This window comes from Cupriavidus sp. 05L411 (genome assembly GCF_056398045.1).
This window is the reverse complement of record NZ_JBFTOQ010000007.1, coordinates 75808-89238: the sequence shown is the minus strand read 5'-3', so window position 1 is coordinate 89238 and position 13431 is coordinate 75808. Positions and strand designations below refer to the sequence as shown.

Annotated in this window: 12 protein-coding genes; all 12 read right to left on the bottom strand. The window is 63.0% G+C overall.

The annotated features are described in order from the left end of the window. Positions 1 to 63: 63 nt before the first annotated feature. The 12 genes from AC1DQR_RS10075 to nuoF all read right to left on the bottom strand — a co-directional run bounded on the left by AC1DQR_RS10075 (position 64) and on the right by nuoF (position 13430). Entirely contained in the window at positions 64 to 513 is a 450-nt protein-coding gene (locus tag AC1DQR_RS10075) for a DUF1178 family protein (protein ID WP_150983760.1), read from the bottom strand. A gap of 334 nt (positions 514 to 847) precedes the next feature. Continuing rightward, entirely contained in the window at positions 848 to 1471 is a 624-nt protein-coding gene (locus tag AC1DQR_RS10070) for an NUDIX domain-containing protein (protein ID WP_416048013.1), read from the bottom strand. A 52-nt stretch (positions 1472 to 1523) separates the two neighbouring features. Then, a complete protein-coding gene (locus AC1DQR_RS10065) occupies positions 1524 to 1832 on the bottom strand; it encodes a DUF2818 family protein (RefSeq protein ID WP_416048012.1) in 309 nt (102 codons plus the stop codon). 22 nt (positions 1833 to 1854) lie between these two features. Beyond that, complete coding sequence (gene nuoN / locus AC1DQR_RS10060; protein WP_416048011.1) at positions 1855 to 3330, bottom strand: NADH-quinone oxidoreductase subunit NuoN; 1476 nt, start codon at positions 3328 to 3330, stop codon at positions 1855 to 1857. 18 nt (positions 3331 to 3348) lie between these two features. Further along, entirely contained in the window at positions 3349 to 4815 is a 1467-nt protein-coding gene (locus AC1DQR_RS10055; protein WP_416048010.1) for an NADH-quinone oxidoreductase subunit M, read from the bottom strand. Positions 4816 to 4828: 13 nt separating this feature from the next. Continuing rightward, on the bottom strand, positions 4829 to 6928 hold the full coding sequence (nuoL, locus tag AC1DQR_RS10050; protein WP_183033668.1) for an NADH-quinone oxidoreductase subunit L: 2100 nt from the start codon (positions 6926 to 6928) through the stop codon (positions 4829 to 4831). A 59-nt stretch (positions 6929 to 6987) separates the two neighbouring features. After that, positions 6988 to 7293, bottom strand: coding sequence for an NADH-quinone oxidoreductase subunit NuoK (gene nuoK / locus AC1DQR_RS10045; RefSeq protein ID WP_006156828.1), 306 nt, complete (start codon positions 7291 to 7293; stop codon positions 6988 to 6990). A gap of 16 nt (positions 7294 to 7309) precedes the next feature. After that, positions 7310 to 7960 (bottom strand): NADH-quinone oxidoreductase subunit J, encoded by a 651-nt coding sequence (locus tag AC1DQR_RS10040; protein ID WP_043344747.1) that lies wholly within the window; start codon positions 7958 to 7960, stop codon positions 7310 to 7312. 143 nt (positions 7961 to 8103) lie between these two features. Further along, entirely contained in the window at positions 8104 to 8595 is a 492-nt protein-coding gene (nuoI, locus tag AC1DQR_RS10035; protein WP_006156830.1) for an NADH-quinone oxidoreductase subunit NuoI, read from the bottom strand. Positions 8596 to 8660: 65 nt separating this feature from the next. Next, the gene (gene nuoH, locus AC1DQR_RS10030; RefSeq protein WP_043344744.1) at positions 8661 to 9725 is read right to left on the bottom strand and encodes an NADH-quinone oxidoreductase subunit NuoH; all 1065 of its coding nucleotides are present in this window, start codon (positions 9723 to 9725) and stop codon (positions 8661 to 8663) included. An 18-nt stretch (positions 9726 to 9743) separates the two neighbouring features. Continuing rightward, positions 9744 to 12122, bottom strand: coding sequence for an NADH-quinone oxidoreductase subunit NuoG (gene nuoG, locus AC1DQR_RS10025; RefSeq protein WP_416048008.1), 2379 nt, complete (start codon positions 12120 to 12122; stop codon positions 9744 to 9746). A gap of 12 nt (positions 12123 to 12134) precedes the next feature. Beyond that, entirely contained in the window at positions 12135 to 13430 is a 1296-nt protein-coding gene (gene nuoF / locus AC1DQR_RS10020) for an NADH-quinone oxidoreductase subunit NuoF (RefSeq protein WP_043344740.1), read from the bottom strand. Position 13431: the final 1 nt, after the last annotated feature.

Genomic DNA, 13431 nt, shown 5'->3' with positions numbered 1-13431 from the left:
CAGTTTGTTCTAGCTAGCGCGTCATGCGCCGGCAAGAACACTGCCTTGGGCACAGGACGCTATTCAGTGAGCCGTCTGCTTGAGCGCATCCGGCACCACGAGCTGGAAAGTATCGATGCCTTCTTCGGCAAGGGCCTGCACTTCGTCCGGCGACGCCGTGCCGCGGATCCCGCGTTCCGGCGCTTCGTCGTAATGCATGCGCCTGGCCTCTTCGGCAAAGCGTTCGCCCACATCCTCGGTCCGCGCCAGCACCTGCTTTACCGCCTTCAGGTAAAGCGACTGCAGTGTCGCCGGCGCCGCAGGGGCCTTCGCCCCGGCTGGCTTGCCCGCCGGCGCGGCGGCCGCTCCCGAGAGATTCAGGCGCGGCGCGCTGGGCAGCCGGGTGATGGCATGGTCTTCGCAGACCGGACATTGGACGAGATTTCGCGAAATCTGCGATTGCGCGTCGTCCTCCGAAGCAAACCAGCCCTCGAAACGATGGTCTTGCGCGCAGCGCAGGTCGAGCACCTTCATGATGTTTCCAGCCCGTCGAAAGCTATAGTATCCGCGAAACGGAATTTTGTGAACGGTCGTGCTAATTTTTTTGCAGCCATTACATATGCCCTTGGTGGGGAGCCTTGTGCAAAGGGGGGACGAGGCATGGCTGCGATCACACGGCTAAATGGGATTTTACGCTGTTAGGGCGGAGATGGTTTTTGGATCCTATGTGGCGTACGACATTGCCCTTGCGGGGTTGGTCGCTGTTTTTTGAGCGGCGTTGGTTTTTGGACCCAAAAGCCAACGCCATATCAAACAGATCCAAAGTGTGGACAAGAGCCAACGGTTCTGCCCTTCCCCACACCCGCCTCTATCCCGGCAACACCTGCTCCCCCGCCTCCCACACCCCCGACACCACCTTCTCCAGCCAAAACGCCCCGATGATCGTCTTCACGTCCGTAATCCGCCCCGAGCGCACCCAATCGATCACCTGCCCCGCCGGCACGATAAACGTCTCGAGGAATTCGCCTTCATCGAGCTGCGCCGGCCCGGCGGTCAGGTCCCGCGCCAGGAAGATATCGATAAACTCGGTGGAATACGAAATGACGGGATGGATGCGCGTGAGGTAATCCCAACGCCGCGCGCTGTAGCCGGTTTCCTCCCGCAGCTCGCGCTCGCCGCAGCGCTGCGCGCCTTCTTGGGGATCCAGCTTGCCGGCAGGGAACTCCAGCATCACTTCGCCAACCGGATAGCGGTACTGCCGCTCCAGCAGCACGGTGCCATCATCGAACAGCGGGATCATCATCACCGCGCCCGGATGCAGCACGTATTCCCGCCCGGCATGCTTGCCGTCGGGCAGCTTGACGATATCTTGCTTGAGAGTGAGGAATTTGCCTGTGTGCAGCGTGGCGGACGCCACGCACACTTCCTTCAGGCCTTGATCGCCGCCAGCGGCGATCTCGCTAGCGTCCAGCGTGTCAATCTTGTCGCTCATGAAAGCTCCGGGTCCGGACGCGGCCGGCCCGGGCGCCTTCGCTACCCGGCTGTCAAGCCGCGCGATGTTTGACGAGGTACTGCCAGGTGAAGCCCGGGAAGGCGAACACCAGCATCATGCAGGCGGTAATGGCGTAGAACTGCCAGCCCTGCGGGAAGGCGTTGCCCAGCCCCGCTTCCACGGCAAAGCCGGCCAGGCCTGCCGCCACATACCAGGTGATCAACTCAGCCAGCCTCATCCACAGCGGCTTCCTGGCGAAGCGCAGCGGAATCAGCGCGAACAGCCGCTGGTTGACGAACGGCAGGTTGGCACAAACCAATGCCAACAAGATGACAAACCAGCCCGCCGCAGATGAACTCATATCGCTACGCCGCCGTGGTGCATCAGGACGCCAGCGTGGCGCGGATCGCCTGGTAGCACAGGTTCATCAGCGCCGCGGGGAACAGGCCCAGGGCAATGATGACCGCGCCGTTCAGCGTCAGCATCGAACGCAGGCCAAAGCTGGACTCCAGCTTGCGCTCGTCAGCCGGTGCATCGAAGTACATCAGCTTGACGATGCGCAGGTAGTAGAACGCGCCGATCAGCGAGAACAGCACGGCGACCACGGCCAGCCAGGTCATGCCGCTCTTGACCACGGCTTCGAGCACCGCCAGCTTGGCGTAGAAGCCCATGGTCGGCGGGATGCCGGCCAGCGAGAACATCATCACCAGCATCAGCAGCGCGTACCAGGGGTTCTTGCGCGACAGGCCCTTGAGGTCGTCCAGGGTCTCGGCTTCGAAATCCTTGCCGGCGCGCAGCAGCACAATGCCGAAGGTGCCCAGCGTGGTCAGCACGTAGGTCACGGCATAGAACATCGACGAACCGTAGGCGCTGGCGGCGCCGTCGGCCTTGCCGTCGGCCACGCCGGACAGCAGGCCCAGCAGCAGGAAGCCCATGTGCGAGATGGTGGAGTAAGCCAGCATCCGCTTCAGGTTGGTCTGCACGATGGCAGTCAGGTTGCCGATGGCGAGAGACGCCACGGCCAGCACCATCAGCATGACTTGCCAGTCCACCGCCAGCGGCAGCAGGCCTTCCACCAGCAGGCGCAGCGCCATGGCGAACGCAGCCAGCTTGGGCGCGCCAGCGATCAGCAGCGTCACCGCGGTCGGCGAGCCCTGGTAGATGTCCGGGATCCACATGTGGAACGGTGCGGCGCCCATCTTGAACGCAATGCCGGCCACGATGAAGACCACGCCGAAGGCCAGCATGGTGGTGTTGACGCGGCCCGATTCCACCACGCGGAACACTTCGCCGAGGTTCAGCGAGCCGGTGGCACCGTACAGCATGGACATGCCGTACAGCAGGAAGCCCGAGGCCAGTGCGCCCAGCACGAAGTACTTGATGGCGGATTCGGAAGTCACGCGGTTGTCGCGGCGCAAGGCCACCAGCGCGTAGGATGCCAGCGACAGCAGTTCCAGGCCCAGGTACAGGGTCAGGAAGTTGTTGCCGGTGATCATCACGATCTGGCCGCCAAGCGTAAACAGCGCGAGCATATAGAACTCGCCGCTGAACATGTCGCGGTCGGCCAGGTAGCTACGGGTGTAGACCAGCGTGACGAACAGCGCCGCGGAAGCGAAGGCCGACAGCAGGTTGGCCATCGGGTCCACCACCACCAGGTTGGCGAACGCGTAGTGGGTCTCGCCGGCAACGCCGTTGATGCCGAACCACGCGGTCAGCACCAGCGTGGTCAGCAGCGACAACGGATAGGCCACGCTGGTGCGGTTCTTGCCACGGGCAAGGTCGATCCAGTTGACCGCGGCGATCGCGATCGCCAGGAAAATGATTGGCGCCACAGGTGCCAATGTCGAGGACGGTTGCATGTTTGTTTCTCTCCCCGATTACAGCTTCGACTGCGCCACGTGCGACAGCAGGTTCACCACGGAAGCGTGCATCACATCGGTGAAGGGTTTCGGATACAGGCCCATATACAGGGTCATGATCGCCAGCAGGCCGAGCATGAAGAACTCGCGCTTGTTCAGGTCGACCAGCTCGGCCACGTGCTTGTGCACCACGTCGCCAAAGATCACGCGCTTGACCATCCACAGCGAATAGGCGGCGCCCAGGATCAGTGCCGTGGCTGCCAGCAGGCCAATCCAGAAATTGAACTTGACCGCGCCCAGGATGACCATGAACTCACCGACGAAACCCGAGGTAGCCGGCAGGCCGCAGTTGGCCATGGCGAAGAACACCGACAGCGCCGCGAACTTCGGCATGGTGTTCACCACACCGCCGTAATCGGCGATCTGGCGCGAGTGCACCCGGTCATACAGCACGCCGATGCAAAGGAACATGGCGCCCGAGATAAAGCCGTGGGAGATCATCTGAATGATGCCGCCCTCGATGCCGATCTCGTTGAAGATGAAGAAGCCCAGCGTGACGAAGCCCATGTGGGCGATCGACGAGTACGCCACCAGCTTCTTCATGTCGGCCTGCACCAGCGCGACCAGACCGATGTAGATGACGGCGATCAGCGAGATCGCGATGATGAACCCGGACAGGCTATGGCTGGCGTCGGGTGCGATCGGCAGCGAGAAACGCAGGAAACCGTAGGCGCCCAGCTTCAGCATGATGGCAGCCAGCACCACCGAGCCGCCGGTCGGCGCTTCCACGTGGGCGTCAGGCAGCCAGGTGTGGACGGGCCACATCGGCACCTTCACGGCAAAGGCCATGAAGAAGGCAATGAACAGCGCGATCTGCTCGTTCATCGACAGCTTGGCCTGGTGCCATTCGAGGATCGCGAAAGTACCGGTCTTGCTGTACAGGTACAGCAGCGCAACCAGCGTCAGCAGCGAGCCGAGCAGCGTGTATAGGAAGAACTTGAAGGCCGCGTAGACGCGGTTCGGGCCGCCCCAGACACCGATGATGATGTACATCGGGATCAGCGTGGCTTCGAAGAACACGTAGAACAGCATGCCGTCGAGCGCGCAGAACACGCCGACCATCACGCCCGACAGGATCAGGAACGCTGCCATGTACTCGGCCACGCGCTCGGTGATCACCTCCCAGGCGGCGATCACCACGATCACCGTGATGAAGGCGGTCAGCACCACGAACCACATCGAGATGCCGTCGACACCCAGGTGGTAGTTGATGTTGAAGCGCTCGATCCAGCTCGACTTCTCGACGAACTGCATGGCCGCCGTGGAGCGGTCGAAGTGAAACACCAGAGGCAGCGTGACGATGAAGCTGGCGATGGAGCCGAACAGCGACATCCAGCGCACATAGCAGCGGCTGCGGTCGGAACCCGAGGCTAGTATCAGCAGGCCAAAAAAGATCGGCAGCCAGATAGCGAAAGACAGAACCATTTTCTTGTTTTCCTTACTTGGTGCCCACTGTGGCGAACGAGGTGCCGAACACCGTCATCGTCAGCAGTACCAGCATGCCCAGGATCATGGCGAATGCGTAATGGTAGATATAGCCGGACTGCAGGTAGCGGCTCACCGAAGCGAACCAGCCGACCACACGTGCGGCACCGTTGACCACCAGGCCATCGATCAGCCCCTGGTCGCCGCCCTTCCACAGGCCGGTGCCAAGCAGACGTGCACCGCGGGCAAACACTGCCTCGTTGATGGCGTCCATGTAGTACTTGTTGTCGAGCAGCGTGTACAGGCCCGAGCAGCGTTGCTTGATCGCGGCAGGGATATCCGGGCGCTTCATGTAGAAGAACCAGGACAGCACCACACCCGAGATGGCCAGCCACAACACCGGCGTGGTCAGCGAATGCAGGCCCATCGCCACCCAGCCGTGGAAGGCTTCGGTCAGCTCCGCCATCGCGTGGTGGTTCTCACCCACGTAGATCACGTTCTTGAAAGCCACGCCATTCTTGAAGAAGTCGCCGAACAGCATCGGGCCGATCGCGATCGCGCCGATCACCACCGACGGGATGGCCAGCAGCACCAGCGGCAGCGTGACGACCCACGGCGACTCGTGCGGCTTCTCGCCCGGGGCCAGGCCGTGGTGATGGTCGGCCGTTGCCTCCTCATCGTCATGGTTGCCCGCGTGATGCGCGTGGTGGTCTTCCTTGCCGAAACGCTCTTCGCCGTGGAACACCAGGAAGTACATGCGGAACGAGTAGAACGCCGTGACGAACACGCCGGCCAGCACCGCGAAGTAAGCGAATCCCGAGCCCGGGATATGCGACTCGGCCACGGCCTCGATAATCGAGTCCTTGGAGTAGAAACCAGCAAAGAACGGCGTGCCGATCAGGGCCAGCGAACCCACCAGCGAGGTGATCCACGTAATCGGCATGTACTTGCGCAGGCCACCCATGTTGCGGATGTCCTGATCGTGGTGCATGCCGATGATGACCGAGCCCGCGGCAAGGAACAGCAGCGCCTTGAAGAATGCGTGGGTCATCAGGTGGAACACGGCCACCGAGTATGCCGAGGCGCCCAGCGCGACGGTCATGTAGCCCAGCTGCGACAGCGTGGAGTAAGCCACCACGCGCTTGATGTCGTTCTGGATGATGCCCAGGAAGCCCATGAACAGCGCGGTAATGGCGCCGATCACCAGCACGAACGACAGCGCGGTGTCCGACAGCTCGAACAGCGGCGACATGCGCGCGACCATGAAGATGCCGGCCGTCACCATGGTGGCGGCGTGGATCAGCGCGGAGATCGGGGTCGGGCCTTCCATCGAGTCGGGCAGCCACACGTGCAGCGGGAACTGCGCCGACTTGCCCATGGCGCCGATGAACAGGCAGATGCAGGCGACCGTGATCATCAACCAGTCGGTGCCCGGGAAGATCACCGTGGCGAGCTGGTCGCGCGCGGCGAAGACTTCGGTGTAGTTCATGCTGCCGCTGTAGGCCAGCAGCAGGCCGATGCCGAGGATGAAGCCGAAGTCACCCACACGGTTGACCAGGAACGCCTTCAGGTTGGCGAAGATGGCGGTCGGGCGGGTGTACCAGAAGCCGATCAGCAGGTACGACACCAGGCCCACAGCTTCCCAGCCGAAGAAAAGCTGCAGGAAGTTGTTGCTCATCACCAGCATCAGCATCGAGAAGGTGAACAGCGAGATGTAGGCGAAGAAGCGGTTGTAGCCGGGGTCTTCGCTCATGTAGCCGACGGTGTAGATGTGCACCATCAGCGAGACGAAGGTCACCACCACCATCATCATCGCGGTCAGCGAGTCGACCAGGAAGCCCACTTCCATCTTCAGGTCGCCGATCTTCATCCACTCGTACACGGTGGCGTTGAAGCTCGCGCCGTTCATGACGTCCATCAGCACGATGATCGACAGCAGGCAGGAAATCGCCACACCGAGAATCGTCACGGTGTGGGCCAGCGTGCGGCCGGCGCGTGTCTCCGAGGAGAACGTGCTGAAGAACTTGGTGCCGAACAGGCCGGCGATGGCTGCACCGGCGAGCGGTGCGAGCGGAATCGCCAGTAGCAGGTTGGGGTCGAGCGTGGTTGCCATAGGACGCTTAGTGGTGTGCGGTCGGAGAACGGTCTTGATTCATAACGTAGCGGCGCGGATCAGCCCTTGAGGGTGTCCATGTCGTCCACGTTGATCGTGTCCAGGTTGCGGAACAGCACGACCAGGATTGCAAGGCCGATTGCCGATTCGGCCGCAGCCACCGTGAGGATAAAGAAAACGAAAACCTGTCCTGCCAGGTCGCCCAGATAGTGCGAGAAGGCGACGAAGTTCATATTGACCGCAAGCAGCATCAGCTCGATCGCCATCAGCAGCACGATCACGTTCTTGCGGTTCAGGAAAATACCAACGATGCTGATGGCGAACAGGATCGCACCGAGCACGAGGAAATGGGCGAGAGAGAGCACAGCGTTTCTCCGGGCTTTAGTTCTTGTTAGCGGCAGCCGCGGCATCCGGGCTGGCTTGGGTGCCGGCACGGGCTTCGCTGGGCATCGAGACCAGGCGCACGCGGTCCTGGCGGCGGGTACGCAACTGCTCGCCCACGTCTTGCGACTTGTTGTCCTTGCGGCGGCGCAGCGTCAGCGCGACGGCGGCGATGATCGCCACCAGCAGGATGATGCCCGCCACTTCAAACGCGTAGATGTAGTCGGTGTAGATCAGCTTGCCGAGCGCGGCCGTGTTGGAGTAGTCCGGGCCCTGCGCGACGTTGTTCAGCGGCACCGTGGTGCCGATGAAGTTACGCACCAGCACGGTGGCCATCTCGCCGATGATCAGCGCACCGATCACCGAGGCCAGCGGCACGTAGGTCCAGAAGTCCCGTCGCAGGTGCTCGATGTCGATATCGATCATCATCACCACGAACAGGAACAGCACCATCACGGCGCCCACGTACACCAGCACCAGCAGGATGGCGAGGAATTCGGCCTTCAGCAGCATCCAGATCGCGGCTGCCGTAAAAAACGACAGCACGAGGAACAGTGCGGAGTGCACCGGGTTCTTCGCGGTGATGACTTTCAGTGCGGAGAGCACCAGCACCAGCGCAAAGACATAGAAGATGGTGGTCGTGAGTTCCATGGTCCTCGTCGAGCCTTCCGGCACAAGCCACCCCCGGTGGCCTGCCCTTGCGGCATCCTTTTCGTTAGCCCCACACGGGGCCCGATTCACAATGCATTGGCAACGCCCACCAGATTCGGCGGGCATGCCCTGTAATGCGCTTATCAGCGGTACTTGGCGTCCGCGGCCTTGGCCGCGGCGATCTGCGGCTCGTAGCGGTCCCCCACTGCCAGCAGCATGTCCTTGGTGAAGTACAGGTCGCCGCGCTTCTCGCCGTGGTATTCGAGGATATGCGTCTCGACGATGGCGTCGACCGGGCAAGCTTCTTCGCAGAAGCCGCAGAAAATGCACTTTGTCAGGTCGATGTCATAGCGCGTGGTGCGGCGGGTGCCATCGGCGCGGGCATCAGACTCGATGGAGATGGCCACAGCCGGGCAAACCGCTTCGCACAGCTTGCAGGCGATGCAGCGCTCTTCCCCGTTGGGGTAGCGGCGCAGCGCATGCAGGCCACGAAAACGCGGCGACATCGGCGTTTTCTCTTCGGGGAACTGGACCGTGATCTTGCGGGCGAAGAGATAGCGCCCGGTCAGAGCCATGCCCTTGAAGAGTTCCTTCAGGAGCAGGCTGTTGAAGAAGTCCTTGATGGCGAGCAGCATGACGATTGCTTCCTAATGATTCCGCAGGGCGCCGCCTGTCGTGGCAGCGCCCCTGCTTTGGCCGTTCAATGCCAGATATTCCAGGGCGACCGGATCCAGATCGCGACGATGACCAGCCAGCCCACCGTCAGCGGGATGAAGATCTTCCAGCCCAGGCGCATGATCTGGTCATAGCGGTAGCGCGGGAACGAAGCACGAATCCAGATAAACACCGACAGCAGCAAAAATACCTTGATCACCAGCCAGAAGAAGCCCGGGACCGCATTGGTGATGAAGCTCTCGAACGGCGGCGCCCAGCCTCCCAGGAACATCAACGCGGTCATCGTCGAGATGACGATCATGTTGATGTACTCAGCCAGGAAGAACAGCGCAAAGCCCATGCCCGAGTACTCGATCATGTGGCCGGCAACGATTTCCGACTCGCCTTCCACCACGTCGAACGGGTGGCGGTTGGTTTCGGCCACGCCGGAGATGAAGTACACGCCGAACATGGGCAGCAGCGGCAGCCAGTTCCACGACAGTACGTTGATCCCCATGTTGGCAAAATAGCCGGTGTTCTGCGAGTTGACGATGGCCGACAGGTTCAGGCTGCCCGACACCATCAGCACCGTCACCAGGGCAAAGCCCATGGCGATTTCATACGAGACCATCTGCGCCGCGGCGCGCATGGCGCCGATGAAGGCGTACTTGGAGTTGGAGGCCCAACCGGCCAGGATCACGCCGTAGACGCCAACCGAGCTGATCGCCATCACGTACAGCAGGCCGGCGTTGACGTTGGCCATCACCACTTCGGCCTGGAACGGAATCACCGCCCAGATCGCCACGGCGGGCATCAGCACCATCAGCGGGGCAACCAGGTACATGCCCCGGCTGACCTGCGTGGGCATCATCACTTCCTTGAGCAGCAGCTTGAGCACGTCGGCGATCGGCTGCAGCAGGCCCAGCGGGCCGACCCGGTTCGGGCCGATACGCACGTGCATCCAGCCAATCAGCTTGCGCTCCCACAGGATCAGGTAGGCCACGCACAACAGCAGCGGCACCACAATGACCACGGCGCGAATCAGGATCCACAGCGGCGTCCAGGCGCCGCCGAAGAGATTCTGTCCTTGCGAGGTAATCCAATCGATCATGTTTCTTTCTCGCTCTTCTTATGCCGTGGCCGCCGGCTCGGCCGCGCCCTTCGCGGTGGCGGCCAGGTCGATGGCTTTCTCTACGGTGACGGTGCCAAACGGTGCACCCAGCGTGGTCGCGGCAACGGTGCCAGCGGACACGCGCACGGTGCCGGCAGGCAACGCGGCTTCGAGGGCGGCCGGCAGCACCACGCTGCCCTGGCCTTGCGTCACGCGCACCGGATCGCCAGCCTGCACACCCAGCGAGGCGAACAGGTCTGCCGACAGGCCGGCTTGCATGGCGCGGCGCGCGGCTGCGGACAGTTGCAGCGAATCCGCACGGCGCACGATCGGGTCGGCGTGGTAGATCGGCACATCGGCGATGCGTTCGATCCCACCTGCCACCTGGGCGGTGACGCGGATGGCCGCGTCGGTGCCGTTGTTCAGTTGCGGTGCGACCGGCTTGGCCAGCACTTCGTCGCGCACGCTTTCGGCGGTCTCGAAGTCGAAGCCAGGCACGTCCAGCAGATTGCCCAGCACGCGCAGCACCTTCCAGCCCGGACGCGAATCGCCCAGCGCGCGGACGACGCCGTTGAAGCTTTGCGGCAGGCCTTCGCAGTTCACGAACGTGCCGGCGGTTTCGGTGAACGGGGTCACCGGCAGGATCACGTCAGCATATTGCAGCGCGGCGTCCGAGCGGAAGGCGGACAGCACCACCACGGTGCCGGCCTGGGCCAGCGCGGCCAGCGCCTGAGTCGGGTTGGCGGCATCGAACTCGGGTTCCGTGTTCAACAGCACGTAGGCACGGCGCGGCGTGTCGAACATGGCCTGCGCATTGGCGCCGCCGTTCTGCGGCAGCGCGCCGGCGATATAGCCACCGACGGTGTTCGCGGCTTCGGTCAGGAAGCCCAGCGTCGCGCCGGTTTCCGTGGCGATCCACTGTGCCAGCGCATGCAGCGCGGCGAATTGCGGATGACGCACGGCCTCGTTACCGAGGAACACCGCGCGGCGCTCGCCCGACAGCAGCGCGTCGGCCACGAGCTTGGCCTTGTCATCGCCATCGAAGCCATCGGTGCCCGCCGGAGCGGCCACGCCCTTGGCGGCGGCAACGGCACGTGCCACGCCGGCCAGGGCCGCGGTCCAGCCGGACGGCGCCACGTCAATGCGTGCGGCCAGCGGCATCAGCAGATCGTCGGCGCTGGCGCCGAGCACGGCCACGCGGGCCCCCTTCTTGCCAGCCTGGCGCAGACGCGCGGCCAGCAGCGGATGATCCTTGCGCAGGGCGGAACCGATCACCAGCACGCGTTGCAGCGTGGAGACATCGGCGATCGGCAGGCCAAGCCACGGCGCGCCCTTGATGGCGGCCGAGAAATCGGTCTGGCGCTGGCGGAAGTCGACGTTGTCGCTGCCCAGGCCACGCACCAGCTTGCCCAGCAGGTGGAGTTCTTCCAGCGTGCTGTGCGGGCTGGCCAACGCAGCGATCTGGTCGGCGCCATGGTCGCGCTTGATGCTCGCGAGGCCGTTGGCCACGTATTCCAGCGCGGTCTGCCAGTCGGCTTCCATCCACTCGCCGCCCTGCTTGACGAGCGGCTTGGTGAGGCGGTCCGGGCTGTTGAGGCCTTCGTACGAGAAGCGGTCCTTGTCGGACAGCCAGCATTCGTTGACGGCTTCGTTGTCCAGCGGCAGCACGCGCATCACGCGCTGGTTCTTGGTCTGCACCACCAGGTTCGCGCCCAGGCCATCGTGCGGCGACACCGACTTGCGGCGTGCCAGTTCCCAGGTACGTGCCGAGTAGCGGAACGGCTTGCTGGTCAGCGCGCCGACCGGGCAGAGGTCGATCATGTTGCCGGACAGTTCCGAATCCACGGTCTGGCCAACGAAGGTCGTGATCTCGGAGTGCTCGCCACGGCCCAGCATGCCCAGCTCCATCACGCCGGCCACTTCCTGGCCAAAGCGCACGCAGCGGGTGCAGTGGATGCAGCGGCTCATCTCTTCCATGGAGATCAGCGGGCCCACGTTCTTGTGGAATACGACGCGCTTTTCTTCCTTGTAGCGCGATTCCGATGCACCGTAGCCCACCGCCAGATCCTGCAACTGGCACTCGCCGCCCTGATCGCAGATCGGGCAATCCAGCGGGTGGTTGATCAGCAGGAATTCCATCACCGACTTCTGGGCCTTGACTGCCTTCTCCGAATTGGTGAAGACCTTCATGCCAGGGGTGACCGGCGTGGCGCAGGCGGGCAGCGCCTTGGGCGCTTTCTCAACCTCAACCAGGCACATGCGGCAGTTCGCCGCGATGGACAATTTACGGTGGTAGCAGAAGTGCGGGATGTAGGTGCCCAACTGGCGGGCGGCTTCCATCACCAGGCTGCCTTCAGCAACCTCAACCTTCTTGCCGTCGATCTCGAGTTCAACCATGTTCTGCCACGCTTAAGAGTAGGCCGGAACCATGCACTGCTTGTGTTCGACGTGATATTCGAACTCTTTCCAGTAGTGCTTGAGCATGCCGCGGACCGGCATCGCTGCCGCATCACCAAGCGCGCAGATAGTACGGCCCATGATGTTTTCAGCGACGTTATTGAGCAGGTCCAGATCTTCCTGGCGCCCTTCTCCGTGTTCGATACGATTCACCATGCGATAGAGCCAGCCAGTGCCTTCACGGCACGGCGTGCACTGGCCGCACGATTCTTCAAAGTAGAAATACGACAGACGCAGCAGCGAGCGAACCATGCACCGCGTCTCGTCCATCACGATCACCGCGCCCGAGCCCAGCATCGAGCCGGCCTTGGCGATCGAGTCATAGTCCATGTCGGACGCCATCATCATGTCGCCCGGCACCACCGGGGCGGACGAGCCGCCAGGGATCACTGCCTTGATGCGCTTGCCGCCGCGCATGCCGCCGGCGAGTTCCAGCAGGGTCGCGAACGGCGTGCCCAGCGGGATCTCGTAGTTGCCGGGGCGCTCGACGTCGCCGGAGATCGAGAAGATCTTGGAGCCGCCGTTGTTCGGCTTGCCCATCTTCAGGTAATTCTCCGGCCCGATCGACAGCAGGAACGGCACCGCGGCAAACGTTTCCGTGTTGTTGATGGTGGTCGGCTTGCCGTACAGGCCGAAGCTGGCCGGGAACGGCGGCTTGAAGCGCGGCTGGCCTTTCTTGCCTTCCAGCGATTCGAGCAGCGCGGTTTCCTCGCCACAGATGTAGGCGCCGTAGCCGTGGTGGGCGTGCAGCTGGAAGTCGAAGCCCGAGCCCAGGATGTTGTCACCCAGGAAGCCGGCGGCACGCGCCTCTTCGAGGGCTTGCTCGAAGATCTTGTACTCGTTCCAGATCTCGCCGTGGATGTAGTTGTAGCCCACGGTGATGCCCATCGCGTACGCACCGATGGCCATGCCTTCGATCAGCGCATGCGGGTTGTAGCGGATGATGTCGCGGTCCTTGAAGGTACCGGGCTCGCCCTCGTCGGTGTTGCAGACCAGGTATTTCTGGCCGGGGAACTGACGCGGCATGAAGCTCCACTTCAGGCCGGTGGGAAAGCCTGCGCCGCCACGGCCGCGCAGGCCAGAGGCCTTGACGTCCGCGATCACCTGCTCGGGCGTGATCTTCTCGGTCAGGATGCGCTTGAGCTGCTGGTAGCCACCGCGCTTGACGTAGTCATCGAGGTGCCAGTTGCTGCCATCGAGGCCAGCCAGGATCAGCGGCTTGATATGACGGTCGTGCAGAGAGGTCATG

Coding starts and splice junctions, on each gene's coding strand:
- AC1DQR_RS10040 (WP_043344747.1), bottom strand. CDS start 7,960: ATGGAACTCACGACCACCATCTTCTATGTCTTTGCGCTGGTGCTGGTG.
- nuoH (WP_043344744.1), bottom strand. CDS start 9,725: ATGATCGATTGGATTACCTCGCAAGGACAGAATCTCTTCGGCGGCGCC.
- AC1DQR_RS10065 (WP_416048012.1), bottom strand. CDS start 1,832: ATGAGTTCATCTGCGGCGGGCTGGTTTGTCATCTTGTTGGCATTGGTT.
- nuoF (WP_043344740.1), bottom strand. CDS start 13,430: ATGACCTCTCTGCACGACCGTCATATCAAGCCGCTGATCCTGGCTGGC.
- AC1DQR_RS10055 (WP_416048010.1), bottom strand. CDS start 4,815: ATGGTTCTGTCTTTCGCTATCTGGCTGCCGATCTTTTTTGGCCTGCTG.
- nuoI (WP_006156830.1), bottom strand. CDS start 8,595: ATGCTGCTCGCCATCAAGGACTTCTTCAACAGCCTGCTCCTGAAGGAA.
- nuoL (WP_183033668.1), bottom strand. CDS start 6,928: ATGGCAACCACGCTCGACCCCAACCTGCTACTGGCGATTCCGCTCGCA.
- AC1DQR_RS10070 (WP_416048013.1), bottom strand. CDS start 1,471: ATGAGCGACAAGATTGACACGCTGGACGCTAGCGAGATCGCCGCTGGC.
- nuoG (WP_416048008.1), bottom strand. CDS start 12,122: ATGGTTGAACTCGAGATCGACGGCAAGAAGGTTGAGGTTGCTGAAGGC.
- AC1DQR_RS10075 (WP_150983760.1), bottom strand. CDS start 513: ATGAAGGTGCTCGACCTGCGCTGCGCGCAAGACCATCGTTTCGAGGGC.
- nuoN (WP_416048011.1), bottom strand. CDS start 3,330: ATGCAACCGTCCTCGACATTGGCACCTGTGGCGCCAATCATTTTCCTG.